Origin of the sequence: Shimia sp. Alg240-R146, from assembly GCF_947331465.1 — a bacterium.
GTDB lineage: Bacteria > Pseudomonadota > Alphaproteobacteria > Rhodobacterales > Rhodobacteraceae > Shimia.
The window spans coordinates 732,314-757,410 of record NZ_CAMZOK010000003.1 but is presented as its reverse complement, the minus strand read 5'-3'; the positions used below and the strand labels follow the sequence as shown (position 1 = coordinate 757,410).

Here is a 25,097-nt window from a genome sequence, read left to right as displayed (position 1 = left end):
CGCAGCGGGAGGCGCGGCGCATGATAGGCACAGCAGACCCTCAGGATCGAGGATTTGACTCCAATCGCTTGGAGGTGATCCGCGATTGGATGGAGAGTCTGGTGACGGATCGCAAACATGCGGGCAATGGGCTGTTGATCGCGCGCGGCGGGGATGTGGTGTTTGACCATGTCACGGGGTTGCGCAGTGTTGAAAATGCTACCGCCTTTGAACGGGACACCGTGGCGCGGATCTATTCAATGACCAAGCCGGTGACGACCGTGGGCCTGATGATGTTGGCCGAAAAAGGGCTGTTTCATCTGGACGCGCCCGTATCTGAATTTGTGCCGGAGTTCGCGGACTGCCACGCGCTGATCAAAGGCGCTACCTCGATTGATCAGACCGAGCCGTGTGCCACACCAACATTGCACCAACTTGCCACCCACACCTCCGGTCTGAGCTATCCGTTCAACCCCGGTGTCCTGGCCGCCGAAATGGATGAAGAGGACATTCTGTTCAAACCCAACCAAGGTGCTTTGGCGGATGAAGTGCGCCGACTGGCCGCTTTACCATTGGCGTTCCAGCCGGGTGCACGCTGGGAATATTCGGTTGGTATCGACGTACTGGGCCGCGTGATCGAAGTGGTGTCGGGCAAACCACTGGACGTCTTTTTTCAAGAGGAGATTTTTGTCCCCCTTGGCATGAGCGAGACCGGATTTTCCGTACAACCGTCGCAGTCTGACCGCTTCGCCGCGCTCTATACGCCTCTGGCGGGCAACGCCATGGGGCTCAACGACGCCGAGATGGGCGCTGAAACGCTGCGTCTTGTGGATCGGCCGGACGAGTCATCCTTTCTAAAAACCTCCACGTTTTCTGGCGGTGGCGGGCTTGTTGGCACGATGGATGACTATCTGCGCTTTGCCGAGATGCTGCGTCGTGGCGGCGCTCTGGGCGAGGCACGGCTTTTGTCATCGCGCACCACCAACTTCATGATGTCCAATCATTTGCGGGGCGACATCGCGTCCATGGGTCCCGAAAGCTTTGCCGAACAGCCGATGGAAGGCATGGGCTTTGGTCTTGGCGGCGCAGTGGTTCTGGATGCGGGCCGCGCTCGCGTGCCTGGCAGCGTCGGAGACTTCAGTTGGGGCGGTATGGCCTCGACCTTTTTCTGGGTCGATCCGGTCGAAGATCTTTCGGTGGTGTTTTTCACCCAACTGTCGCCTTCAAGCTCCTATCCCACGCGCCCTCAGCTCAAAGCACTCGTGCACGCGGCGCTCATTGCCTGAGGCAGCGCGCGTTGCGTAAAAACCAAGCGTGCCGAAATCGGCACCGACGCGATACCGACGCCATACAGACGCTTTGCAGATCAGGTAATTGGCAAACTATCGGGTCGTTAACCCAAGCCGCGACACCAAGTTTGTGAGCGCAAAGAAAACCGCAGCCACACAGACAATCGACGGCCCCGCCGGCGTGTCCCAGTAATACGACGCCCACAATCCGCCACTGGCCGAGGCCACACCTACCGCCGCAGCGCTGGCCGCCATGGCTTCGGGGGAACGGGTTACAGCCCGCGTCGCAGCTGCCGGAATGACCAGCAAAGCGCCGATCAACAACGCGCCAACCACCTTGATTGCCACCGCCACAACCACCGCCAAACCAAGGGTCAACACCAGCTGTTCCCGTTTGGGGTTGATGCCGCTGGCATAGGCCAGATCGGGGTTCAGCGTAGATGTCAAAAGCCCTTGCCAACGCCAGATCATCAAGGAAATAACGGCAATCGCGCCAATCCAGATTACCACCAAATCGGATTTGGACACCGCCAGAATGTCGCCAAACAAATAAGACATCGGGTCCAGCCGCACGCCTTGTTGCAGCGACACAGCCACAAGCCCAAAGGCCAAGGCGCTATGCGCCAGAACGCCCAGCAATGTGTCCATCGCATAACCTCGTCCCGCCAGCGTCGTGACCGTGGCCGCCATCGCCAATGACACCGCCAAGGCACCAACAAAGACGGACATTCCAAATGCCAGCGAGAACGCCACACCAAGGATCGCGGCATGTGCGGTCGCATCCCCGAAATAGGCCATACGCCGCCAGACCACAAAGCAGCCCAAGGGCGCCGCCGCCAACGCCACCCCGATCCCTGCGAGAACCGCGCGAACCAGAAAATCATCAAACATATCAGTGGCTTTCCCGGTGGTCGTGCGTGTGGTGGTCGTGATCACAAGCGTCTTCCGCGTGGTGATGATGGTCATGTTCGTGCCGGTAAAGCGCCAGCGCGCCATGTGTACCGGTGCCAAACAACGCGCGATACTCCGGCGCAGAGGCCACGATTTCTGGCGCGCCATGACAGCACACATGCCCATTCAGACACACAACGCGATCGCTTGCACTCATCACCACGTGCAATTCGTGGCTGACCATCAAAACAGCCGCACCAGTGGTCCGACGAACCTCTTCGATCTGGGTGTAAAAATCGGCGGAACCGGGTTGGTCGAGGCCTGTCGTGGGCTCATCGAGAATGAGTAGATCAGGGGAGTCCATCAACGCCCGCGCCAAAAGAACCCGCTGGAATTGCCCGCCTGAAAGGCCGGCCATGGGGCGGTCCGCGATGTCTTCGGCTCCGGCCTGCTTCAGCGCCTTGGCCACGGCTTTGGCGGGGCGCCGGTTGGGCAAGGACAGAAAACGGCCTGCGCTTAGTGGCAGCGTCGGATCAATCGCAAGGCTCTGAGGAACATAGCCAATTTTCAAGCCAGCGGCGCGCAAAACCGTTCCGCTGTCGGGAATGATCGCGCCAATGACGCTGCGCAAAAGGGTGGACTTTCCCGAGCCGTTTGGCCCGACAATTGTGACGATCTCGCCTTTGTCGATGGTCAGATCAACATGCGAAAGCGCGGTATGCGCGCCTAACGTCACAGACATGTCCTTGATGGTGATCAGCCTCATGTCGCGGCCGTCTGGCATGTGGGGCACAAGCCCTCTGTCTCAACCATTGTTGTCTCAATCTTGAAGCCCATCGACTTGGCCGCAGCCCCAAGGCTGGCAGCCAGAGACACCGACGTTTCGGCGACCGTTTCACAGCCGCGACAGATTAGGAACACTGGCGTATGGTCGTCGGCAGGATGGGTGCAGGCGATGTAAGCGTTGAGCTTTTGCAGTTTATGCACGAAGCCGTTTGTGACCAGGAATTCCAAGGCACGGTACACCACCGGTGGCTGCGCGGCGAAGCCTTCGTCGCTCATCAACGCAAGGATGTCATAGGCCCCCATCGCACGATGTTCCTGCAACAGAATTTCCAACACCCGCCGCCGCCCTTTGGTCAGGCGCAGCCCCTTGGCGGCGCACACGTCTTCCGCCGTTTTCATCCCACCGCCCATGCAGGCCGAATGATCGTGATGTTCAAAGCCGATGCTGTCCATCGTGATCTCCTTACGAATTTCACTTGATATAATATAACATTTTGTTTAGGGCCAGTGGTCGCGTTAGCTTATATCAAAGGTACCCTCATGAAACTCCTCCCCGTCAGCTTTGTGGCCTTTCTTGGTGCCACCCTGTCTGTTCAAGCTGAAACTCCACGTGTTGTCGCCGATATTGCACCCGTTCATAGCCTTGTCGCGCAAGTCATGGAAGGTGTTGGGACGCCTGACCTTTTGATGCAACCGACGGCCTCTCCGCATGGCTACGCCTTGCGTCCGTCAGAAGCCCGTGCGCTGCAGAACGCAAATCTGGTGTTTTGGATTGGTCATGAATTGACGCCTCAACTCGAAGGCTTGCTTGAGTCTCTGGCTGATGAAGCGCATGTCGTGGAGTTGCTCAATTCCGCTGACACCGTTCGACATAATTTTCGGACCTCGGAGGATTTCAAGATAACCTCGGAAGAGGATCATGAACACGGCCATGATGATCACGACGAGCATAGTGATCATGACGATCACGAGGATCATGATGACCACGCAGATGATGATCATGCCGAACACGGCCATGATGACCATGAAAACAATGATCACGCCGAGCACGATGACCATGGGCATGAAGGCGAGGCCAAGCACGAAGACCACGACGATCATGCGCATGACGATCACGAAGGCCATGACCACGATGGAACTGACGTCCACGCTTGGCTTGACCCACACAATGCGCGGGTGTGGTTATCACTGATTGCTGACGAACTTTCCGAAGTTGATCCTGCAAACGCCGCTACCTATGCCAAAAACGCGGCAGCAGCCCAAGCTGAGCTGGACGCCTTGGAAGAGGAGATCGCAGCGAAGCTAATCTCTGTGGCTGATGCTAACTTTGTGGTATTCCATGATGCATATCAGTACTTTGAAACCCGGTTCGGGCTGATCGCATCTGGTGCTATTCGTGTTGGCGACGGGTCATCGGCAAGTGCGGCACGTCTGCGTGAGGTGCGTAACACGCTGACAGAGAACAAAGTTGAGTGCATCTTTAGCGAGCCTCAATTCCCGGATTCGCTGGTTGCATCGGTGGCGGAAGGTCTCGACATTCACACCGCCGAACTGGATCCACTGGGTGCCAACCAAGACGTCGGAGCGGATCTCTACAACCTTGTCATTGGCCAGATGTCTGATGACTTTGTTAGCTGCCTGAAGCACGACGACCACTAATGGCGTTTTGCTGTACATCTAAAGGTTCAGCAAAATCATGTTTCCAAGGCCCCAGAGCAGTAGCTGAAAATGCGTGTTCTGGGCGCCTTCATGGCAAAACCAATAGTTGAAGTGATTGCCGACGATGGTGAACATCGACCAAACGCCGGTGAACATCAGGGCCCCGATCAAAGCCACGTCGCGGGCCATCGAGGGAAGCGTGTACCCAATCGCGGCCAGCGCCAACAACACAGCGCCAACCCACATCACCGCAACGGTCATCACTTCGGCGGCGACGATCAAGCGAAACAGGCCCGTCTGCCAAACGCGGTTTTTGATCGCGCGATGCGCCACGCGGGCATATTCGTCCGGATAGTCTTCTTCCATCCGCTCCATGGTTAGAACCTGCGCGGTAAAGACCTCATTCACGGACGGATGAAGTATGTTATCGCGTACACCTGTTGTAAGCCAAAGTGTTGGCAACAAAAGAGAAACCGTCTGCGCAACCAGCAGCATATCCATCATACAACCCCTTCATGAAAACGGGCCGCCCTTGAAGGGCGGCCCGCAAAAATCGCTGCGACTGGATTAGGTCCAGTGCAGCTTGGCTGGGTGGATCTCGAAGGAGATGTGGTGTGCACCACCTTCAAGGCCGTCAACGGTGTGGTTGTAGAGCGACCGCCAATACGGCTGGATCGTCACAGCGTCTTCCTGCAACATCGCCTGACCTTTGGCCATCAGCGCGCGGCGCTTCTCGATATCGGCTGTTGCCAGCGCTTCTTCGAGGTTGGCGTCAAAGTCCGGGTTGGAATAGCCGAACTCGTTCCACGCTTCACCGGTGCGATATGCGAGCGCCCAGATTTGCACGCCGAGCGGACGGTGGTTCCAGTTGGTCGAGCTGAACGGGTATTTTGCCCAGTCGTTCCAGAAGGTGGAGCCTGGCAGGATGGTCCGCTTGATGTTGAAGCCAGCGTCGCGCAGCTGTGCGGCCACGGCGTCGGTGGTGTTCTTACGCCACGCGTCGTCGATCGAGAGGATTTCCATCTCGAAGTCGCCCATGCCAGCTTCGTCCAGAAGCGCCTTAGCGCCAGCCGGATCGTGCTTCATCGCGGGCAGTTCCGCATACTCAGGGTGCATCGGACCAACGTGGTGGTTTTCCGCAACCTGACCGCGGCCGTCATAGCCCAGTTCAAGCAGAACGCTGTTGTCGACAGCCATGGCAATCGCTTTGCGGACCCGGATGTCAGCATAAGGCGTCTTGCCGTCAATTTCGGCCAGCTGGTTCGGACGGATCACGATGGTCGCAGCCGTAACGATCTCGTTTTCAACCCAGCCATCAAGCGAGGACACGAGGTCGATGAACTCACCATCTACCGAATAAAGCATGTCGACTTCTTCGGATTCAGCCGCTGCAACCCATGCCGCCGGATCGGTGCCGTAATCGATGTATTCGATACGATCCATCCAAGCGCCGCTCTCAGCACCCCACCATGTGTGGTTTTCGTTGCGCACAAGTGCGGCCTTGACGCCGACTTCCAATCCATCAGGAAGGTAAGGGCCTGTGCCGACAGGGTTGGACAGCATGTCGTCCGGGTTGTGTGAGCTGTGTACGATGGCCGCTGGATAATCCGCCATGCCTGGGATCAACGAGATGTCGGGCTTGGGCAGGTTCAGTTTGACAGTGTGGGAGTCCACAACTTCGATGCTGCCATCGACCGCCTTACCGGTGGCTTCGTCGATAAGAGTCGCGAAGCGGCCCGCCATCGAGTTGCCTTCGACTTCTTTTTCACACCAACCGGCGATGTTGCGTGCCACGTCGTCTGCAGTGAAGTCATCGCCGTTGTTCCACTTCACTCCCTTGCGAACGTTCAAGGTATAGGTCTTGGCGTCTTCGGAAATTTCCCAGCTATCAAGCAGGTTAGGTCCGAATGTGCCGTCACGGCCATAGTCGACCAGATATTCCAGCCAGCCGCGCGAGAAGTTGGCGATCTGCGACCAGTCATAGGTGCGCGGATCTTTGAGAGCGCGCACTTCCATTTGGATGCGCACGGTGCCGCCGGCTTTGGCGTGGCCGTCTGCATAGGCAGGAGCTGCCATGCCGAGCATGCCGTAGGCTGTGGCTGCGGTTGCGCCAAAGGCGCTTGCAAGCGCGAGAAACTCGCGACGGTTCACCTCGTCCTCGCCCACTTTGTGGGCTTGGTCGACGATCACCTTGGGCATCGGCTTGCCGGTACGTGTCTTAAAAGTCATTTGCTTCCTCTCTGTTGATATTCGGGTGTCCCCGGAGTGCAGTCGTTGCTGCAATTTGTTGTGGCAGGCAGTGGTCACCTGCCGGTTTGTTGTTCCTGTGATAGCATCTTTCGGTGCCCGACTTTGGGGCCAAAGGACACGATTGTATTCTGGAGCATTTGGAAGGAGACAACAGGCCGGATCGCATTCCGCGCATCGCTGTAGTCTCGCGCTATGCGCATGAACTTTTCCTCCCACCGGACCAGTTGTCCACGCTTGCATGCTTGCACATGGCTTGCGGTGGCCACCTCCGGCTGCGTCCGGTCCTCCTTCACACTATAACCATTCACGGTCCTACCGGACGACGCAATATGTAAAGTTTCCGTGTGGTTAAGCGGATTCGTCAAGGGTGCATTGGTAATTTCTTCATTTTTGGCCTCGGCACAGACGGTTTGCAACAATGCTAAGTCAGCTTTGGTTGGTGCATTGCAGTCGGGCGGCAGCGCACGCGCACCGGTTCGGAACCGGGGTGCCGAACCGAAGCGGATGTTGCATTCTTTTGGTCGAACCATGACCAAGTGTAAGGCGAGCAGGTGCGATGTGATCTGGTCCGATAGCGACCCGTCCTGTCGAATATTCGACACTTTGACAACAGACGGGGATGCGGCTTAGTGGCCTCAAGCAAGGGTGACGCGAGCGGTTGCTCTGTGTTAGGACAGGCAAAACACCTCAAGGGGCAGGGCACTTGCGCATTCTCAGCGTTACATCGGTTCGCAACGAAGGACCTTACCTGCTGGAGTGGATCGCGCATCACAAGGCGGCGGGTGTCACGGATTTTCTGATCTATTCCAACGATTGCGACGATGGCACGCATGAAATGCTTCAGGCGTTGGATGCGGCGGGTGTGGTCACGCATGTGCCGCACATCCCTGAACCCGGAAAATCAATCCAATGGCAGGCTTTGCGAGCCGCTTGGAAACACCCCATCCGAAAGGCAGCGGATTGGGTGTTGGTCAGCGATGTGGATGAATTCATTAACATCCACGCAGACGGCCACACGATTCCCGATCTGATTGCCGCAATGCCTGATGCAGATGCGATCGTTCTGCCGTGGCGATTGTTTGGCAGCAATGAAGTGACCGGGATTGATGCGCTTCCGGTCACAGAACAATTTACCCGCGCAATTCCACCCGAGGCGCAATACCCCATTGCCGCCAGCCTGTTCAAAACGCTGTTTCGCGCCAAAGGGCCGTTTAACCAGTTTGGGGTGCACCGCCCTAAACAAAAGCCGCGCGACAAAGCGGATGCGCCGAAAATCTACAACGGCTCGGGCGCACCGATGCGTCCGTTTTTGGCGGATCACCCGCAACGTTTGTCGTTGTGGCAACTGGGTGTGGCGCGGGATCTGGTGGAGCTCAATCACTACGCCGTGCGCTCCGCCGCGGCATTTGTTGTCAAACGGGACCGAGGCCTGCCCAATCGGGCCACGAAGAAGGTTGATCTGGCCTATTGGGTGGAACGCAACTTCAACACGGTCGAGGAGACCAGTATTACGCGGATACGCCCTGAGACAGAGGCGGTCATGGCCGAACTGATGCTTTTGCCGGATGTCGAGAAGCTCCATGTCCAAGCGTTGATGTGGCATCGGGCGCGGTTTGATGCGCTGATTGCACAGCCTGACACACAAGAACTGATGTCTCAGATCCTAGTTGCGGGCAGCAGCCAAGTGCCATCGCCGCAATTGCAGAAAATGCTGGTTCAATGGTATCAAAACGCTAACAACAATAATTCATAGGGCCCGTAAGGGGCTGAGCAGGTTGAGAGTATGAGCAAGCCCGCGTTTTTCCGACGCCAGATTTCGCATTTTGAGGCCGGCGAGGCGGTTTTGCTTGGATGTCTGCAGACAGCAGAAGATCAGGCGATGGCTTTCTTCAAAACCGGTGTCGAGACCGACCGGTTTTCTCAGTCCAGTGGAAGCAAACTCAAGGTGATGCGCAGCGTTGGCAATGGCGCGATTGCGCATTTGGAGAAAGTCGAAGAGGCACCGGCGCTGACGGTGGATGGGCAAAACTATGCGCTGCCAACCATGGCGCCCGAGTTGGCGCTTTTTGAGGGGTTGAACTGCTTTTTGGCCGTCCGAAATGGCGAAAGCGCAGAGAGCACGCTGATGTGGCTGGAAGTGCACGCCAAGAGCCAAAATTTGCAGGCTGCGCTGATCATCGATCGGGCCAAGCCGGGAGAGGATGAGGCATTTCTTGAGGCGGTAGAAGCCGGAATTTCCAAGATAAACGGTCTGAAGACTGTCGTGGTCTTGCGGGCAGATGTGCCGCTTGGGCAAGTTGATCTGCCACCGGAGCAGCACCCGTTTAATGCGCCTGACGCCCCCGGTAAGGACAGAATGGATATCCCTGAACCGGAGCCTTGGACGTCTCCGCTCGGAGAGCTCCAGCTCTTTGAAATGATGCGGTACTGGTTTCTTGCCAAGGCGCGGGCTGTTGCACTTTTGGATATTTCCGATGTGCTGAGTCAGGACAAAGGCGAAGGCGTCAAAGGCAAAACTGTTTTTGACAAGGCAGAAAAGTCGTCTACCGGGTCGATCAACCTTGTGGGAATGCACTGCTACCCTTGGCGCGTCCGTAATGACGATGAAGTCAGCTTTGGCGATCATATCTGTGTTCAGTTTGATGCCACTCAGGCGCGTCGGCGCTGGTGTGTGGCTCCGGCCAAGGCCAAGCCTGATGCTGTTTGGCGCCTGATCCGCGTTGTTGGCACCCGCCCGGCAAAAGACGAATGGGTCAAGTTCTACCGCTTCATGGGATTGCGCCATCCGGCGGATACAGTTTCGAAAATTGTGCCAAAAACGTCGCTGATCGAAGATGACGAGCTGCGGAAAATGGCGCGCAAACTGTTTGATCACAAGCCGCTGCGCATGCCCGAGCTTGACGCGCCCGAAGTGAACCTCAAAAACAATGAAGTCGCGATCATAACCTGCATGAAAAACGAAGGCCCGTTTATTCTGGAATGGCTTGCCTATCACCGTGCGATTGGGGTGAAACGGTTCATCGTTTACACCAACGACTGCAACGATGGCACAGATACGTTTCTGGATTTGTTGCAAGAAAAAGGAATTGTGCAGCACCGCGACAATCCGTTCAAAGGCACGGGACTCAAACCCCAGCACGCTGCGCTACAAGCTGGAGAGAAAGAACCTATCCTCAAGGATGCGGATTGGGTGATCTCCATGGACGTGGATGAGTTCATCAACGTCAAAATCGGCGACGGGACGCTCAAGGCGCTGTTCGAGACGGTTCCGGATGCCAACCTGATTTCCTGCACATGGCGGCTTTTTGGCAATTCCGACGTGCATGAATATGCCGATGAGCCGTTGGTGGCGCAGTTCACACGCTGCGCGCTTGAGCAGACTCGAAAGCCGCATCAGGCTTGGGGATTTAAGACGCTATATCGCAACATCGGCTTGTTCAAAAAGTTGGGTGTGCACCGGCCAAAAGGGCTTAACCCGCAGCTATGGTCGCACATCAATTGGGTGAACGGGTCCGGTGAGCCGCTGCCGCGCGATATGTACCGCAATGCCTGGCGGTCTACCTCCTCGACGATTGGCTATGACCTCGTGCAGCTCAACCATTACGCCGTGCGCTCAGCCGAAAGCTTCTTGGTGAAACGCGATCGCGGGCGGGTGAACCACGTCGATCGGGATCAAGGTATGGCCTACTGGTTTCGGATGAACAACAACGTGGATGAGGACACCTCGATCCAGCGTATGATCCCCGCGATGCAAGGCGAAATGGATCACCTGTTGTCGGATCCGGAAATTGCCGAGGCGCATGCCTTTTCTGTCGACCGGCATCGGGCAAAAATCGACGCTCTTAAGCAAACCTCAAACTATGCGCAGTTCTATGAAGACCTGACGAGCGCCCGTCAGGAACGCCTCGCCCAGATGCATCCGCATTTTGGGGCCAACGTGTTCCTTGCCGGTCCGGAGGTGATTCCGGATTGGGTCGTAGAACGGGACGATCTGCCAGAAGATTTCTTCTTTACGGTGGAGAAACAGGAGACGGCACACTAAGGGTGTGTCACGGTTTGAAATTCAGAGACAATGCCCGAAGTTCGGGCTAAACTGTTCTCAAATAAAGAACAAAAGGTGGGCGAGATGGCCGGGCTTCCTGAAATTGCATCGCTTTGGATTGGTGGGCGTTTGTCGTGGCTGGAACAGCTGTGTCTGAAATCTTTCGCGGATATGGGACATCACACGACGCTCTATAGCTATGAGGAAATTCCCAACATTCCTGAGGGCGTTCACGCAGCGGATGCCGCCGAGATTTTCCCGGGTGAGCCGATGCACCGGCATGTGCGCACAGGAAGCCCCGCTATCCACGCCGATTTGTGGCGGCTCAACATGCTGGCAAAGACGGACAAAATTTGGGTGGATGCCGATATTTATTGTTATCGATCGTTCAAATTCACGCGCAAGACCGTGTTCGGCTGGGAAAAAGAGGGCTTGGTGTGCAACGCAGTGCTGGGTCTGCCCAAGTCCTCGCGTGCGCTCAAGGACATGCTGGAATTCTTTGAAGATGAATATGCGATTGGTCCGTGGTTGAAGCCGTGGCAGCAGAAGGAATTGCAGGCCGAGAAAGACGCAGGCAAGCCGGTGCATATGACCGCGCAGAATTGGGGCTTTACCGGACCGGCGGCGGTGACGTGGTTCCTTCAGCAGAGCGGAGAGATCAAATACGCCGAACCGGTTGAGGCTTTCTATCCTGTTTCATTCAAAGACCGGAACAAGATGTTCCAGAGCAAGTTTGACATCGAAAAAGACTGGCTGAACGAGGACACCAAGGCAGTACATTTCTGGGCGCGCCGTATGAAGCCACGATTGCAAGAAGCAGAAAACAACCGTCCGCGTCGTGGCTCGTTCATGGACGAGGTGATGAAGAAGCACGGTATTGATCCGGATGCTGCACCGATCCCCGCCAAGAAAATCATGCAGCAGGCGCCGGTCAATGATCCGGAATTTCGTGCCAAGATCGCCATTGAATCGCTCAAGGGTGAGGCCTCGGTGGAAAAGATTTCGCGCGATTTTCTTGTGGATAAGCAGTTTATCAAGGACTGCCGTGCGAAATTGATCCAGGCAGCGCCAAGTCTGTTTCAAGAGGGGTAAGCGATGGATCACCACCCTCGCATTCTGGACAACTACTTGCACACCAAGCATTTTTTGCAACTGGTGAATGTGCCGGTTTTTGGCAAGCCGTTCCTTTATATGAAAAACCACAAGGCCGCTTGCACGACAGTATTGGCCACGTTGATGGACAATCTGATCAAGGTGCGTGGCGATGGCGATGAAACCATCGATATGACAAGCGTGCACACCCCGCCTCAGTCACTTTTGTTGACGGGCCCGCGCGGGTTGACGATGGCGCGGGTGATGGAGGCATTGGCGGATCGGCAGGTCTTTAAGTTCACTGTGGTGCGGGAACCGGTGGCCCGGACGGTGTCGTCATTCTCAGACAAAATCGTCAAAGGCGAGAAGCAGAAGGCTAAACTGATGCGCCATCTCAATCGGCCAATTGATGATGATATCACGCTGTCTGAATTTCTAGATATCATGGCCCAAGACGAGGCCGCACGCGACATTGACCGCCATTGGCGGAGCCAGCGGAAAGAAGTGTCCTACGACTTCATCAATTACGATTTTGTAGGCGATATGGCGGATCTAAATGGGGCGCTCAATCTCGTGGTAAAAACGTTGTTTGACGCGGATCGACCGGTTGTTCAGGACACGCGCCGCTCGCTTGGTCACAAATCGGCAAGTGCCGAGATGATCGAGGCGATGACGCCAGCCGATCGACGCAACATTGAAACCGCCTTTGGCGAGGATTTCGATATGTATGAGGACGTGCGCCTACGGCTCGCGCGGGCTGCGTAGTGACCAAAGAGCCAACACAACTTGAATGGCGCCGCAACCTTGAGAAAGTCGGAGCGGCCGAAGGGTTCTATGAGGCTCTTGGCGATGAGCATACTGCGCTGTTTGTTGAGCGTGGAAAAACGCTAATCGTGACGTTTGAAAATCTGGATCACGTTTATGAGCGGGGCGATGATCGGATGCCCTGGGGCTATGATTTTGTCACGTCACGCGGTTGGTCGATGCTGGGCCTGATGGCGCACGACTGGACATGGTATCGCGACGATTCAGTGCATGATTTCTTTGATCGGCTGCGCGACGATGGGTTCTTTGAAGGCTTTGAAAAAGTGATTTTTTACGGCGCTTCGATGGGGGCTTATGCCGCATCGGTGTTTTCAAGCGCCGCACCGGGTGCGACGGTGATCTGTATTTCGCCACAGGCCACGCTGGATCGCGAGATCGCAAGCTGGGAAACGCGATATCGCAAGGTGTGGAAGCGTGATTTCCACAGCCGCTATGCCTATGGGCCGGACATGGTCGCCTCGGCCGAGGCCGTGCATGTGTTTTACGACCCACGGGCGCCGTTGGATGCGATGCATGCTGCGCTGTATCGCGGCGACAACGTGACCAAGTATCGCTGTCGTTTCATGGGGCACCGCATTGCATCGTTGTGGCTTTTGATGGGAGTTTTGAAGCCTGTGATCGAAGGCTGTGTCGCGGGAACCATGACGCAGTCTGAGTTTTACACACTGTTGCGTCGTCGACGTGAGATCAGTCGGTTTCAAAAGGAAATGCTGTCAGCATTGGAAAAGGCGGACAGGCCCAAGCTCATCCGCCGCTATTGCACCGCTGTTTTAGCACGCCGTGGTGCGCCGGTGTTCCGCAAGGCGCTGCGGGCTGCAGATGCCCGCATCGCCAAACACAAAAAGTAATCACTTTCTAAGCAGTGTATCACCAAAGCTGATTTTTGGTGTCAGGGTCACCGACTTGTCGGTGTCGTCTCCATTGACGCGGGACGCAATGATTTCTGCAGCCTTCACACCAATTTCTCGACGGCAGGCGTCCATGGTGGCCAATTGACGGGGCAACCCTTGCAACAGTTCAACGCCATTGAAACCTGCAAGGCCTATTTGCCCCGGCACGTCGATGCCTTTTTCCATCAGATAGAGCAGCCCACCGGCGCCAATCATGTCGTTAGAATAGTAGATGAAATCGATGTCGGGGGACCGTTTTAGCACCGCTTCAGTCATCTCCCGCCCTTTGGCGAGGGCTGACCCGCCTGAATAGAATTCGCGTTCTGCCACTTCGATACCGGACTTTGCGAGAGTTTCGGTGAACCCTTCAAAGCGTTTGCGGGCGCGGTGATCCAGCGGCATTTTGGTGCCGAGGAAGGCAATCTTTTTGTACCCGGCCTCCAAGATCGAGGCGGCCATCACGCGGCCAGCGCGGCGATGCGAAATGCCGACCATCGCATCTACGGCCTCTCCGTCAGCATCCATGATTTCGACCACGGGAATGCCGCTGGCGTTCATCATGGCGCGCGCAGCTTCGGTATGTTCCAGGCCGGCAATTATCACGCCGGACGGACGCCACGACAGCATCTCATAGAGAACTTTTTCCTCTTTTTCCGGAAGGTAGTCAGTTACGCCCACAACAGGCTGCAGCTCGGTGTCCTCCAGAACCTGACTAACGCCAGCGAGAACTTCGGGGAAAACCATGTTCGACAGCGAGGGGATGATAACCGCCACAAGATTGACCCGTTGGCTGGCAAGCGCGCCTGCAATTTTGTTTGGCACATACCCAAGGTCCTTGGCGGCCGTCAGAACCTTTTCGCGTGTAGTGGCAGAAACGTCGCCCCGATTGCGCAGCACGCGGCTGACGGTCATTTCGGAAACGCCGGAAGCCTCTGAGACATCGCGAAGGGTCAAAGAACGGTTGTTTTGTGTCATTGTTGTTTTCCCGCTGATCTGTTTGTGATGCTAGCGTGAACATCTCAGAGTGTTCAAGCGGTTAGGCTCCAGATTACACCAGTTCCGCAGGTTTCGGCACGCCTGCGCTGACTGCAAAGCTTTCAACAGGTTCGGAAACGTTGTGCAAAGAAACAGGGCCAAGCGGGATGCAGTCATCGCATTGGTCAGCCAAATCCTGAGACACGACGATGCGGTGGCCGACTTTTTTGCCATAGTCACCTAGGCGGGCTGCGACATTTGCGGGTTGACCGATGACGGTGAAATCCAACCGCTCCTGAGAGCCAACATTTCCATAGGTCACGCTGCCATGGCTGACACCGATGGAACATTCTACGCGCTGCGATCGTTCTTGAGACGCCGCATCCAGCTCGGCGACAATGCGTTTGCAGGCTTCAATGGCGTTGATGCAGCCTTCGGTGCCTTTTTCATGGTCAGGGAACACGGCCAAAACAGCGTCACCAATGAACTTTAAAACCTCCCCACCTGTGTCGTGGACAACTGCAGACACTGTGTCAAAGAACCCATTCAGAAGTTCGATGTAGGCATCGCGGCCCAGAGTCTCTTCGAGACTGGTAGAGCCGCGCAAATCGCAGAACATGATGGCGGCATCGATTTCATCGCCGTCACCACGCCGAATTTCGCCACCAAGAACACGCGCGCCGGAGCGGCGCCCGACGTACGTTTCTAAAAGGGATTGCGCGTTCTCTTTTTGGGTGAAAACCTCAAAGAAGCGGCTGATGACGCTGGAAACTTCGAAGATCAGGCCAAGGTTGGCAGTCGTGAAACCGTTGGGATGGTCACTGGTCAAGGTAAGAACATTCACCTGTCCGTTGGAAAAAAACAGCGGCATGGCAACGTAATCTGTCGCGCCCTCATCCTTGAGGTCTTTCATGATCGGGAATTGCATCTTGTCGTCTGGCACGTCCAGCATTTGACGCACGCCGCCAAGCCCATTGGATACATGGTGAAGCGGAGAGTTAATGAAGCTGCGATGCTCAAAAAGTTCATAGGACGGCGCGAACGTCCGGATCTCGTCCGAGTCGCGAGTCCAGATATAGTTTTTGCCGGCAATCATCGGGTGGAGAGACCAGATCATGGTGGACATCCGGTAGAGCGCAATTCCGCTCTCGATCATCTTTTCGCCCAATGCGCGGATGAAATCCTCGGGCGTAGGCTCAAAGGCCGCGCCGCGCATCAACCAGTCCACCAGCGGGCCGGAGATGTTGCCCGCGACGCCAGCGTCGAGTTGCACTTTACCAAGGTCAACGTCGGTATAGCTCGAAGGCAGAAAGCCGATAAAGCCGTTGATGCCGCGACTTTCCGGCAGTGCGTCGTCATAGGACCACGCACCGTTGGGAATGATTTCGCCGTCCAGAACCATGTCACGGTACCGTGCCGTGCCTTTGAAAGGGCAAAAGGTTTTCAGATCGGTTTGGTCTGACAGCGCGACTTTGATGTCTTCCAGAGGCAGGTAGATTTGAGGTGACAAGCGGGTCTCATACATCACTTTGGCGCGTATGCTGTCGGCCAACACCACGCCATCTCGTAGGATTCGAACACGACCCTCCACTGTTTCGATGTCGATGCCATAGCCCGACGCACTGTTAAACCGGGACCCTTCCATGGGGCTGCCCTCCCTATCATGTTGTGGGTAATGTGAGGGCTGATGCCTCGAAATCCAAGACTGCTGACGTGTCATATATCCGAGACACCGCGACAAGCCTTCAGATTACAGGACGCGGATCACGTCTTTGTCGATGGCCAACATATAGCCTTTGCGCGCGATGTTTTTGACCAAAAGCTCGCTCACCATCTGATTTCCGAGACTGTCACGTAGTCTTTTGATCCGGGTGGCTCCTGCGGCTTCATCACAATCGGCTGCCGATTTTCCAGAGATCACGGCCTCGATCTCTATGCCGGAAATCACATCATCATCCAGCCGCGCCTCGGCCAATACCGACAGCGTTTCCATCGCCGCGTCCGTCAGCTTGAAGCCCATGTTGTTGAGGTAGACGGTTTTCTCGTCGCGGCTGACGATGAGGGAGTTCACCTGAATGCCCGCGCGCTCAATTTGTGCCATGCGGCGATTCATCATCACCAACGCCACAAGAAAAACCAGTGCTGCAATCATCATCGCAGTTGCAAAGACCAAAAGCACAAGGAGCACCAGTCGGTAACTTGCAAGCGTATCGGCAAAGGCTGTGCCGGACTGTGCGAGAATTTCCAGAAGCTTGATTTCCGCCTGACCGGTCAGCGTGTCGTTTTCCAAAAACAGCTGTTCAACCCGCAGATTAAATGCGTTGGCGTCCGGCAGCGTGAAGACCAAAACAATCGTGCCTACAAGAAGAAGGGCAATGATTGCTCCGATGCCAAGGCTGACGATGCGGCCACCGCTGCGGCGCAAGTCAGTAGAAGAGGTAGAATTGCCCTGCACTGGCTTCCTTTCCAGAGAGTTCGGTTTCGTCAAATACCGAGAGAACGTTTAGCAAAGTCCACCCGTCTTTGGCGATGCGGTTTGCGACCTCGGCACGCGCCGAGGGTTTGTCGCAGCCAGATCGCAGAGCGACCACACCATAGTGCAGCCGCAACGGGTTGTCCTTTTTGGCCTTGTAGTCGGCGTAGCAATCAGCAGCCGCAGCAGGAGAAGCCAAAACAAGCGCGACCGGGATTGCGAGCAGGCGAAGGGAATATGAAAGCTGTTTGAACATGGCCAAACACTGCGCTCAAACCGCTTGATATTCAATAACCAGCGCTCGGAATGTCGGGGATATCGCATAACAAATGGCTGATATTGAGCGGTTTTTCTAGGCGAGGCCATGTTGGGGCATCACCGACGCCCATGCGTCACTTTTCGAGCAGCCTCCAACAGGAAAGACACACCATGACCTCCAAACAGTTTATCGCCACCATTCTCGGCCTCGCTATGACGGTGACAGGCATTTCCGCACTACCCGCTCGTGCGCTGAGCAATGATGATCTTGCCAAGATTTTGTTTGGCACCACAGCTTTGGTCATCATCGGCAGCGCTGTCGCCAACAACAATGACCCTGAGCCGATTGTAGTTACGCGGCCACGGGATCCACAGCCCCGTGACATCTTGCCGGACCGGCGTCCGGGGCGGAGCATTTTGCCTCGCCGGTGCTCCAAGACCTTTACTCTCCGCGGAGGACGTAAGGTGCAAGCTTATGGGACAGGGTGTTTGACACAGGCCCGCGCTCGCACGCACCGGTTGCCTCAAGAATGTCATTTCAAGGCGATCAACCAATATGGACGCAAGGTGACGGGGTACAAAACCCAATGCCTGAATCGCAAGGGCTTTGACGTCAGCTGGCACTGAACCATCGGGCAGAAAGCCGGCACAGACCGGTAACCGAGGCCGGGGCACAGAAATGTGCCCCGGTTTTTTGTTGATTTGGCCGACGTGAAATGCTTCTCAGGCGGTATGGATTATCCCGATTTTTCTCTCGAAGACCGTGCGCTTTCAAAAGGCGCCACACGTGTCGCCGGAGTGGACGAAGTGGGTCGCGGCCCCTTGGCTGGCCCCGTCACGGCGGCAGCTGTCATCCTTGACCCCATGCGGATACCCGCCGGATTGAATGACTCCAAAAAACTGTCCGCCAAGAAACGTGAAGCGATTGCAAAAGAGATCTGGGCAACCGCGCAAGTGTCAGTCGCGCATGCATCGGTCGCGGAAATCGACGAGATCAACATTCTACGCGCCAGTCATTTGGCGATGGAACGGGCTGTGGCGGCACTTGATCCTGCACCGGACTACTTGTTGATTGATGGAAATTTGATCCCAAGCAACTTGACGTTGACGTCAGAGGCAGTGGTCAAAGGGGATGGCAAATCAGTGTCGATTGCGGCGGCATCTATCGTGGCAAAAATCGCACGCGACGACATCATGATGGATTTGGCGCAACAGTTTCCTGGCTATGGATGGGACACAAACGCCGGATATCCATCAAAAAGCCACAAAGCGGCACTGCAAAATCTTGGTGTAACCCCACATCATAGACGTTCGTTCAAGCCGGTACACAATATCTTGTATCAAGAGTAAAAACTAAGTCGTTGATTCAAAAAAGAATTTGACGCCGAATCAGGATTGACTCATCCTAGAGGCAATCAACGAGCGCGAAAAAACTGCGCCGTGTATGAGGCAGAAAATGAAAACGATGACCAAAGCGAAGAGCGCGCCTGCGCTCCCGATCAATAGCATTTTGTCTGGTGACTGCATCGAAGTGATGAACAGTCTGCCAGAGAATTCAATCGATCTGATTTTTGCAGATCCCCCCTATAACCTTCAGCTGAAGGGCGATCTTCATCGTCCCGACAACTCCAAGGTTGATGCGGTGGATGACGAGTGGGATCAGTTCTCGAGCTTTGCGGCGTATGACAAGTTTACCCGTGCATGGCTGAAGGCCGCGCGACGTATCCTGAAACCGAATGGCGCAATCTGGGTGATTGGCAGCTACCACAACGTGTTCCGCATGGGTGCGGAATTGCAAAATCAGGGCTACTGGATTTTGAATGATGTGGTTTGGCGCAAATCCAACCCGATGCCGAATTTCCGCGGAAAACGGTTTACCAACGCACATGAAACCATGATTTGGGCGTCCAAATCCGAAGGTGCGAAATACACATTCAATTACGAAGCGCTGAAAGCGTTGAACGAAGGCGTGCAGATGCGGTCCGACTGGGTGCTGCCAATCTGTACCGGCCATGAGCGTCTGAAAGACGAAAACGGCGACAAGGCACATCCGACGCAGAAGCCGGAAAGCCTGTTGCATCGTGTTCTGGTTGGTTCAACCAACCCCGGTGACGTCATTCTCGATCCGTTCTTTGGTACAGGCACCACCGGGGCCGTCGCCAAAATGCTGGGTCGTGAATTTATCGGCATCGAACGCGAAGAGGCCTATCGCAAGGTGGCCGAGAAGCGCATCAAAAATGTGCGCAAATTTGACCGAGAAGCGTTGCAGGTCACGGCGTCGAAGCGCGCCGAACCACGTGTTCCGTTTGGCCAGTTGGTCGAGCGTGGCATGTTGCGCCCGGGTGAAGAACTCTACTCGCTTAATGGTCGTCACAAGGCGAAAGTCCGTGCTGACGGCACACTGATAGGGGACGACATAAAAGGGTCGATCCACCAAGTCGGTGCGCACCTCGAAGGGGCGCCGAGCTGTAACGGCTGGACCTATTGGTCGTTCAAAAAGGACGGCAAAAAGGTCCCGATCGATCTTCTGCGTCAGCAGATCCGGTCTGAAATGGCCGCACGGCCAAACTGAATTTAGCAGATCACTCAAGTGATACCGCCGGTGCCGCCGTCCAGAATGGTCAGGCAGGCACCATGACTTGCCCCGCCGTTCTGACGGCGGGGTTTTTTCTCGTTTGGGGGGTGTGATAGACTCAAAGCGCACCTATTTTGTGCAACGGAGCAGGGAGGACCAGGCAAAATGGCCCAGAACACCGCGACGGACACACACGGCGATAGAACCGTAGTGCTTGATCACTTTGACGACGACGGATTTCGAGACGACAGCTATACCGAGGCTGTGCTTGAAAAACACAAGCGCGAAGGCTTGGAACTTGCCGTTATCGCGCGTTGGGTGGCGATGGCTGTGGTCGGTGTCTTTTTGCTGTTTACCGCGCCGTGGCCTGACGTTTTTTACTACGAATTCATTCTGCTGCTGTTGTGTCTCAACGGATGGTTAATCCGTAGAGTTGGTCGGGTTGGCAAATCCCGGTTAGAGTTACTTTTGATCTTTGTGGACCTTTTCATAATGGTTGTGGGCATGATCGGTCCCAATCCGATTGCTCACGCCGACTGGCCGCAGGCGATGCAGTTCCAGTTCGGCAACTTTCAGTACTTTTTCCTTATTCTGGCCGCTGGCACGTTGGCGTATTCTTGGCGGACCGTGATCGCGATAGGCACGTGGACAGGCATGATGTGGGCGGCTGCTTTGGGTCTCTCGATTTGGTTTGCTGAGCCAATTCCGGGCATCAGCGAAGCAATCGACGGAGCACTTGCCGACTTTCCGGGGCTGGCAGAGCAAGTGGACCCCAACCTCTTCAACGTGCAGCAACGCGTTCAGGAAATTGTGATCTTTGTTCTGGTCGCTTTTGTCCTTGGCCTTGGTGTGCGTCGGTTCAATGCGCTGATGCGGTCAAATGCGTCGCTTGAGCGGGAGCGGACCAACCTTTCGCGGTATTTCTCACCCAATGTTGTCGAAGAGTTGAGCCAGAATGATGAGCCGCTCAAACAGATCCGAAGCCATGACATCGCGGTGCTATTTGTGGATATCGTCAGCTTCACGGAGTTCGCCGCAACCCGCAAACCGGAGGAGGTTATCGACACCCTTCGGGATTTTCATGGCCTAATGGAGCGGGCGGTGTTTTCCCACGAAGGCACGTTGGACAAGTACCTTGGTGACGGGCTGATGGCGACGTTTGGCACGCCCAGCCCATCAGATCATGACGCCCAAAATGCCATGCAATGCGTGCGCCAGATGATGGCGGATGTGGACGATTGGAACACCAAACGGATCGCCAAAGGGCAACCGCCATTGCGGGTCGGGTTCGGTGCGCACTATGGTCCGGCGGTCCTTGCCGACATCGGGGCGAACCGGCTTGAATTTGCGGTTGTCGGCAACACGGTCAACGTTGCGTCGCGGCTGGAAAGCATGACGCGGGGCCTGAATGCGCGGCTGGTGATCAGCGATGGAATGCGGGCCGAAGTGTTGGCGGAGGGTGGCGACGAATGCCTGGACGGCTTGCAAAAGTTCACTGATCAGGACATTCGAGGCGTTGCCGAAAAGCTCACAGTGTGGGCTTTTGAGCGGCCGTTGGACCACCAGATTTAAACCCCCGCAGACTAGCGGGGCATTGGGTTTTTGGCCTTGTTGTAGGCATGCCAATCGGTGATTTCCGGATAATACATGCCACGCCATTTACGTACGCGCGGGTTCATCACAACTTTCCAAAGTGGTGGAATCATCGCGGCGATGGTCATGACCGGATAGCCAAAGGGCAACTGAGGCGCCTCTGCGTCCGTGTAGTTTTGCAACAACGGAAAGCGCCGGTCAGGTTTGTAGTGATGGTCTGAGTGACGTTGCAAATTGATCAGCAACCAGTTGGATACTTTATGGGCAGCGTTCCAGCTGTGGTGTGGTTTGACGTGCTCGTATTTGCCATCGCCCAAGTGTTTGCGTGTCAGGCCGTAGTGTTCAACGTAGTTCACAAGCTCCAGCTGCCAAACCGCTATATAGGCCTGCCAGATAAACAGCAGAACACCCACCCATCCACCAATGATCAACGCCAGCAGCAGCATTGCGCCCTGTAGGGCCCAATAGCGAAAGAAGGGATTGGATAGATCAGTCCAGGGCAAATCCTTGCGTGCAAGCATGTCCTTTTCCGCGCGAAAGGCGCTTTTGAAGCAGGCGATCAGAACGCGTGGAAAAAAACGGTGAAAGCCTTCGTTGTAGCGGGCGGTCACCGGATCACGCGGCGTTCCAACATAGCGGTGATGCACCAGCAGGTGTTCAGACCGGAAATGTGAATACAGTACCATCGCCAACAGGACATCGCCCATCCAGCGTTCCGTATTGTTCTTTTGGTGCATCAACTCGTGGCTATAATTGATGCCGATTGTGCCAGAGATCACGCCCATTCCGAACATCAGGCCAATGGTCGCCCCCACGGACAGGTGGTCGGTGTGGGTGACTAGCCAAATCAGACCAAACAGCGTGAAAAACTGCGCAAATGGCCAGATTTTGGTGACCAGACTGTAGAAATGAAGTTGTTCGTCGGTGGTCTCAAGATCCGCATTTTCTAGGTTCAGGCCTGCAATCGCATCAAGACCGGCAAAAAGATACCATGTGATGACCGGCACCAGCAGAACCCACCATCCGCCCAAATTGGCAGAGACCCAGATCAACGGGATCAACAAAAGTGATATCCAGAACGGCAGTGCGCTGGTCACTTTGGCGACGTGCTGTGCGGGGATCATGGGCGACTCCATCAGGTTTTGCTCGAAGTATGAGCCGATAGTCGGCGTGCTGCAACGGCTCTAGCGGTCCGGTACTAGGGCAAAGGCCTTGCGCATCGCTGTGGGCAGATCATTGGGCGTAAATGTTTCGCTTTCCACAAAAAAGCTGCCATGAGGTTGGCGGTCCATTGGCACCAGTGCAGTTTTGACCGTTAAACGTAGGTGAAAATGGGTGAATGTATGGCGGGCTTCACCGTTGAGGGTTTTCCACTCAGCGCGAATAGGGGCTTTGTGTGCCGGTGCGGCCTCTTCAAGCCATTCTGATCCGGGCCAGCCCAACATGCCTCCCAAGAGACCACTATCGGGACGCCTCTCCAGCAAGTAGGCCCCGTCGACGCGTTTGGCGATGTAGACCACGCCGAACCGAATGGGTTTGGGTTTCTTCGGTGTTTTCTTAGGCAGATCGCTGGCGGTTCCGAGTTCACGCGCCTTGCACGGTGCGCGCCACGGGCAAATACCGCATGCGGGATTGCGCGGCGTGCAAATCGTAGCGCCCAGATCCATGACAGCCTGTGCATAATCGCCCGGGCGCTTTATCGGGGTCAGCGCGGCCGCATGTTTGGTTAGCTCGGGTTTGGCGGCGGGTAGGGGCGTGTGGACATCAAACATTCGCGCCATCACACGTTCAACATTACCGTCCACCACTGTGGAAGGCCGGTCAAAAGCAATCGCTGATACTGCGCCTGCCGTGTAGGGCCCAACGCCGGGCAGGGTGAGCAAGTCGTCATAGTCAGCTGGGAAATGGCCTTGCATCTCATTGGCGACCACACGGGCGCATTTCAAAAGGTTTCGGGCGCGGGCGTAATACCCAAGGCCTGCCCATTCCGCCATAACGTCCTCATCTGCCGCATTCGCCAGATCCTGAACCGTGGGCCAGCGAGCGGTGAAACGTTCAAAATAATCTTTTACCGCCGCCACCGTGGTTTGCTGCAGCATGATCTCAGACAGCCAAACCTGATATGGATCGGGTGAGGTGCCTGCCGCCCGAGCGGCGGGGCCAACGCGCCAAGGCATTGCACGGGCATGGCGGTCATACCACTCAAGCAAATCGGCGCTGTCTTGCTGGTCACGCAAGTTTTATCTCCCTTTAGGAACGGTTTCGCTGGCGCATGTGCGCGGGGCTACTAAAATAGCCAGCGATCCAAGGATGCAAGGCCGACCATGCGACGCGCCACAACCAAAGGCTTCAAACGCACGTCAACGTTGCTGCGGGACCGCATCCGCAGCGCGGGGGAAAGTCGTGGTTTTGCCGTGACGCGGGTGCTGACGCATTGGACGGAAATTGTTGGAGAAGACATGGCGGGTATCTGTCGCCCGGTAGATGTCAAATACGGGCGCCAGGGGTTTGGCGCGACATTGACCGTTCTGACCACAGGCGCGCAGGCGCCGATGTTGGAGATGCAAAAAGAAAAACTGCGCAACCGCGTGAATGCAGCCTACGGCTATAACGCGATTGCCCACCTGCGTATTACCCAGACGGCGGCCACGGGATTCGCCGAAGGACAGGCCCAGTTTGCGCCTGCAAAGAAAACGACGGACGCTCCCAAAGACCCGGAGGTGGTCAAGGAAGCTGCACATGTCGCTGCCCCTGTTGGTGATCCGGATTTGCGACAGGCGCTTGCGCGGCTCGCAGAAAACGTACTCGATAAAAACAAACATACGAAGAAAGGTTTCTAGATGAAACGTATCCTCCCGCTTGTCGCGGTTGTGGTGCTTGCGGTGGCAGGCGGCGCTTATTGGCTAAATACCCAACAGGGGCCGATTGCTGGGGTCACCCAGATTGAACCGGTGTCTTCGGACGGTGCTGATGTTGACACCTCTGGCGTGGTTGAAATGGTGATGGGCGCCGATGACGCCAAGGTCACGATTGTCGAATATGCGTCCTTTACATGCCCACATTGTGCGTCTTTTCACAGTCAGGTTCTGAAGCCGCTGAAAGCGGAATTTGTGGATACAGGCAAAGTAAAATTCATCTTCCGTGATGTGTACTTTGACCGTTTTGGCTTGTGGGCCAGCATGGTTGCCCGTTGCGGCGGTCAGGAAAAGTTCTTTGGCATCGCAGACATTCTGATGAGCACTCAGGCGGAATGGTCGCGCGCTGGTGATCCTACTGCCATCGCCGGTGCTTTGCGCAAAACCGGTCGTCTGGCGGGTCTGGATGACGATACCTTGCAAGCGTGTCTGCAAGACGAGGACAAAGCCAAGGCGCTTGTCGGTTGGTATCAGGAAAATGCAGCAGCCGACGATGTGAGCGCTACACCGACCCTGATCATCGATGGTGAAAAATATTCCAATATGAGCTATGCGGCTTTGAAGGAACTCATCGAAGAGAAACTGGCTGAGTAAGTCAAAAGTCC

24 protein-coding genes are annotated in these 25,097 nt (G+C 55.8%); 13 read left to right on the top strand and 11 right to left on the bottom strand.

Translation table 11 applies throughout. The features are described 5' to 3' along the window. The first annotated feature begins 20 nt into the window (after positions 1 to 20). Positions 21 to 1,265, top strand: a complete 1,245-nt coding sequence (locus tag PG871_RS19375) for a serine hydrolase domain-containing protein (RefSeq protein WP_270732573.1) — start codon at positions 21 to 23, stop codon at positions 1,263 to 1,265. Between the two features lie 96 nt (positions 1,266 to 1,361). Here PG871_RS19375 and PG871_RS19370 read toward each other — a convergent pair whose 3' ends face one another. The 3 genes from PG871_RS19370 to PG871_RS19360 are packed head-to-tail and all read right to left on the bottom strand — an operon-like array spanning position 1,362 to position 3,398. Next, the gene (locus PG871_RS19370) at positions 1,362 to 2,159 is read right to left on the bottom strand and encodes a metal ABC transporter permease (RefSeq protein WP_270732753.1); all 798 of its coding nucleotides are present in this window, start codon (positions 2,157 to 2,159) and stop codon (positions 1,362 to 1,364) included. Position 2,160: 1 nt separating this feature from the next. After that, entirely contained in the window at positions 2,161 to 2,925 is a 765-nt protein-coding gene (locus PG871_RS19365) for a metal ABC transporter ATP-binding protein (protein WP_270732752.1), read from the bottom strand. Then, the gene (locus tag PG871_RS19360) at positions 2,922 to 3,398 is read right to left on the bottom strand and encodes a Fur family transcriptional regulator (RefSeq protein WP_270732570.1); all 477 of its coding nucleotides are present in this window, start codon (positions 3,396 to 3,398) and stop codon (positions 2,922 to 2,924) included. The genes PG871_RS19365 and PG871_RS19360 overlap by 4 nt, the downstream gene beginning before the upstream one ends. An 87-nt stretch (positions 3,399 to 3,485) precedes the next feature. Here PG871_RS19360 and PG871_RS19355 point away from each other — a divergent pair, with 87 nt between their 5' ends. Then, positions 3,486 to 4,604 (top strand): zinc ABC transporter substrate-binding protein, encoded by a 1,119-nt coding sequence (locus tag PG871_RS19355; RefSeq protein WP_270732568.1) that lies wholly within the window; start codon positions 3,486 to 3,488, stop codon positions 4,602 to 4,604. 18 nt (positions 4,605 to 4,622) lie between these two features. Here the strand turns inward: PG871_RS19355 and PG871_RS19350 are convergent, their stop codons facing one another. Together PG871_RS19350 and PG871_RS19345 are read right to left on the bottom strand one after the other, a co-directional pair. Next, positions 4,623 to 5,105: a DUF2165 family protein gene (locus tag PG871_RS19350; RefSeq protein ID WP_270732566.1), complete on the bottom strand. Its 483-nt coding sequence runs from the start codon at positions 5,103 to 5,105 to the stop codon at positions 4,623 to 4,625. A 66-nt stretch (positions 5,106 to 5,171) separates the two neighbouring features. Continuing rightward, positions 5,172 to 6,833 (bottom strand): ABC transporter substrate-binding protein, encoded by a 1,662-nt coding sequence (locus PG871_RS19345; protein WP_270732563.1) that lies wholly within the window; start codon positions 6,831 to 6,833, stop codon positions 5,172 to 5,174. A 724-nt stretch (positions 6,834 to 7,557) separates the two neighbouring features. On the opposite strand from PG871_RS19345, the gene PG871_RS19340 reads away from it, so the two are divergent. From PG871_RS19340 to PG871_RS19320, 5 genes are all read left to right on the top strand, one after another. Next, the gene (locus PG871_RS19340) at positions 7,558 to 8,607 is read left to right on the top strand and encodes a glycosyltransferase family 2 protein (protein WP_270732561.1); all 1,050 of its coding nucleotides are present in this window, start codon (positions 7,558 to 7,560) and stop codon (positions 8,605 to 8,607) included. Positions 8,608 to 8,637: 30 nt separating this feature from the next. Continuing rightward, a complete protein-coding gene (locus PG871_RS19335; protein WP_270732559.1) occupies positions 8,638 to 10,896 on the top strand; it encodes a glycosyltransferase family 2 protein in 2,259 nt (752 codons plus the stop codon). 84 nt (positions 10,897 to 10,980) lie between these two features. Next, positions 10,981 to 11,988, top strand: a complete 1,008-nt coding sequence (locus PG871_RS19330) for a hypothetical protein (protein ID WP_270732556.1) — start codon at positions 10,981 to 10,983, stop codon at positions 11,986 to 11,988. Positions 11,989 to 11,991: 3 nt separating this feature from the next. Continuing rightward, entirely contained in the window at positions 11,992 to 12,753 is a 762-nt protein-coding gene (locus PG871_RS19325) for a sulfotransferase family 2 domain-containing protein (protein ID WP_270732554.1), read from the top strand. Further along, positions 12,753 to 13,661, top strand: a complete 909-nt coding sequence (locus tag PG871_RS19320; RefSeq protein WP_270732553.1) for a phosphoadenosine phosphosulfate reductase — start codon at positions 12,753 to 12,755, stop codon at positions 13,659 to 13,661. The genes PG871_RS19325 and PG871_RS19320 overlap by 1 nt, the downstream gene beginning before the upstream one ends. Here the strand turns inward: PG871_RS19320 and PG871_RS19315 are convergent, their stop codons facing one another. The 4 genes from PG871_RS19315 to PG871_RS19300 all read right to left on the bottom strand — a co-directional run bounded on the left by PG871_RS19315 (position 13,662) and on the right by PG871_RS19300 (position 17,407). Next, complete coding sequence (locus tag PG871_RS19315) at positions 13,662 to 14,678, bottom strand: LacI family DNA-binding transcriptional regulator (protein WP_270732552.1); 1,017 nt, start codon at positions 14,676 to 14,678, stop codon at positions 13,662 to 13,664. It abuts the gene before it with no gap. Positions 14,679 to 14,751: 73 nt separating this feature from the next. Continuing rightward, positions 14,752 to 16,323 (bottom strand): DUF427 domain-containing protein, encoded by a 1,572-nt coding sequence (locus tag PG871_RS19310; RefSeq protein WP_270732551.1) that lies wholly within the window; start codon positions 16,321 to 16,323, stop codon positions 14,752 to 14,754. Positions 16,324 to 16,428: 105 nt separating this feature from the next. Then, positions 16,429 to 17,133, bottom strand: coding sequence for a winged helix-turn-helix domain-containing protein (locus tag PG871_RS19305; RefSeq protein ID WP_270732548.1), 705 nt, complete (start codon positions 17,131 to 17,133; stop codon positions 16,429 to 16,431). Further along, complete coding sequence (locus PG871_RS19300; RefSeq protein WP_270732547.1) at positions 17,105 to 17,407, bottom strand: hypothetical protein; 303 nt, start codon at positions 17,405 to 17,407, stop codon at positions 17,105 to 17,107. Before PG871_RS19300 ends, PG871_RS19305 begins: the two co-directional genes overlap by 29 nt. Positions 17,408 to 17,580: 173 nt before the next feature. Here PG871_RS19300 and PG871_RS19295 point away from each other — a divergent pair, with 173 nt between their 5' ends. From PG871_RS19295 to PG871_RS19280, 4 genes are all read left to right on the top strand, one after another. Continuing rightward, the gene (locus PG871_RS19295; RefSeq protein WP_270732546.1) at positions 17,581 to 18,036 is read left to right on the top strand and encodes a hypothetical protein; all 456 of its coding nucleotides are present in this window, start codon (positions 17,581 to 17,583) and stop codon (positions 18,034 to 18,036) included. A gap of 105 nt (positions 18,037 to 18,141) precedes the next feature. Continuing rightward, positions 18,142 to 18,759: a ribonuclease HII gene (locus tag PG871_RS19290; RefSeq protein ID WP_270732544.1), complete on the top strand. Its 618-nt coding sequence runs from the start codon at positions 18,142 to 18,144 to the stop codon at positions 18,757 to 18,759. A gap of 106 nt (positions 18,760 to 18,865) precedes the next feature. Further along, the gene (locus PG871_RS19285) at positions 18,866 to 19,981 is read left to right on the top strand and encodes a site-specific DNA-methyltransferase (RefSeq protein ID WP_270732542.1); all 1,116 of its coding nucleotides are present in this window, start codon (positions 18,866 to 18,868) and stop codon (positions 19,979 to 19,981) included. A 168-nt stretch (positions 19,982 to 20,149) separates the two neighbouring features. Continuing rightward, positions 20,150 to 21,556, top strand: a complete 1,407-nt coding sequence (locus PG871_RS19280) for an adenylate/guanylate cyclase domain-containing protein (protein ID WP_270732541.1) — start codon at positions 20,150 to 20,152, stop codon at positions 21,554 to 21,556. A gap of 11 nt (positions 21,557 to 21,567) precedes the next feature. On the opposite strand, the gene PG871_RS19275 is transcribed toward PG871_RS19280, so the two are convergent. After that, a complete protein-coding gene (locus tag PG871_RS19275) occupies positions 21,568 to 22,701 on the bottom strand; it encodes an alkane 1-monooxygenase (RefSeq protein WP_270732540.1) in 1,134 nt (377 codons plus the stop codon). Positions 22,702 to 22,761: 60 nt separating this feature from the next. Next, positions 22,762 to 23,814: an A/G-specific adenine glycosylase gene (gene mutY / locus PG871_RS19270; protein ID WP_270732539.1), complete on the bottom strand. Its 1,053-nt coding sequence runs from the start codon at positions 23,812 to 23,814 to the stop codon at positions 22,762 to 22,764. Positions 23,815 to 23,901: 87 nt separating this feature from the next. Between mutY and PG871_RS19265 the strand changes: the two genes are divergently transcribed. Next, a complete protein-coding gene (locus PG871_RS19265; RefSeq protein ID WP_270732537.1) occupies positions 23,902 to 24,417 on the top strand; it encodes a DUF721 domain-containing protein in 516 nt (171 codons plus the stop codon). After that, entirely contained in the window at positions 24,418 to 25,086 is a 669-nt protein-coding gene (locus tag PG871_RS19260) for a DsbA family protein (protein WP_270732535.1), read from the top strand. Positions 25,087 to 25,097 lie beyond the last annotated feature (11 nt).

Bases quoted from the DNA above. Each gene is read 5' to 3' on its own strand.
- PG871_RS19375 (WP_270732573.1), top strand. From the start codon at position 21: ATGATAGGCACAGCAGACCCTCAGGATCGAGGATTTGACTCCAATCGC.
- PG871_RS19370 (WP_270732753.1), bottom strand. From the start codon at position 2,159: ATGTTTGATGATTTTCTGGTTCGCGCGGTTCTCGCAGGGATCGGGGTG.
- PG871_RS19365 (WP_270732752.1), bottom strand. From the start codon at position 2,925: ATGAGGCTGATCACCATCAAGGACATGTCTGTGACGTTAGGCGCGCAT.
- PG871_RS19360 (WP_270732570.1), bottom strand. From the start codon at position 3,398: ATGGACAGCATCGGCTTTGAACATCACGATCATTCGGCCTGCATGGGC.
- PG871_RS19355 (WP_270732568.1), top strand. From the start codon at position 3,486: ATGAAACTCCTCCCCGTCAGCTTTGTGGCCTTTCTTGGTGCCACCCTG.
- PG871_RS19350 (WP_270732566.1), bottom strand. From the start codon at position 5,105: ATGGATATGCTGCTGGTTGCGCAGACGGTTTCTCTTTTGTTGCCAACA.
- PG871_RS19345 (WP_270732563.1), bottom strand. From the start codon at position 6,833: ATGACTTTTAAGACACGTACCGGCAAGCCGATGCCCAAGGTGATCGTC.
- PG871_RS19335 (WP_270732559.1), top strand. From the start codon at position 8,638: ATGAGCAAGCCCGCGTTTTTCCGACGCCAGATTTCGCATTTTGAGGCC.
- PG871_RS19330 (WP_270732556.1), top strand. From the start codon at position 10,981: ATGGCCGGGCTTCCTGAAATTGCATCGCTTTGGATTGGTGGGCGTTTG.
- PG871_RS19325 (WP_270732554.1), top strand. From the start codon at position 11,992: ATGGATCACCACCCTCGCATTCTGGACAACTACTTGCACACCAAGCAT.
- PG871_RS19315 (WP_270732552.1), bottom strand. From the start codon at position 14,678: ATGACACAAAACAACCGTTCTTTGACCCTTCGCGATGTCTCAGAGGCT.
- PG871_RS19310 (WP_270732551.1), bottom strand. From the start codon at position 16,323: ATGGAAGGGTCCCGGTTTAACAGTGCGTCGGGCTATGGCATCGACATC.
- PG871_RS19300 (WP_270732547.1), bottom strand. From the start codon at position 17,407: ATGTTCAAACAGCTTTCATATTCCCTTCGCCTGCTCGCAATCCCGGTC.
- PG871_RS19295 (WP_270732546.1), top strand. From the start codon at position 17,581: ATGACCTCCAAACAGTTTATCGCCACCATTCTCGGCCTCGCTATGACG.
- PG871_RS19290 (WP_270732544.1), top strand. From the start codon at position 18,142: ATGGATTATCCCGATTTTTCTCTCGAAGACCGTGCGCTTTCAAAAGGC.
- PG871_RS19285 (WP_270732542.1), top strand. From the start codon at position 18,866: ATGAAAACGATGACCAAAGCGAAGAGCGCGCCTGCGCTCCCGATCAAT.
- PG871_RS19280 (WP_270732541.1), top strand. From the start codon at position 20,150: ATGGCCCAGAACACCGCGACGGACACACACGGCGATAGAACCGTAGTG.
- PG871_RS19275 (WP_270732540.1), bottom strand. From the start codon at position 22,701: ATGATCCCCGCACAGCACGTCGCCAAAGTGACCAGCGCACTGCCGTTC.
- PG871_RS19265 (WP_270732537.1), top strand. From the start codon at position 23,902: ATGCGACGCGCCACAACCAAAGGCTTCAAACGCACGTCAACGTTGCTG.
- PG871_RS19260 (WP_270732535.1), top strand. From the start codon at position 24,418: ATGAAACGTATCCTCCCGCTTGTCGCGGTTGTGGTGCTTGCGGTGGCA.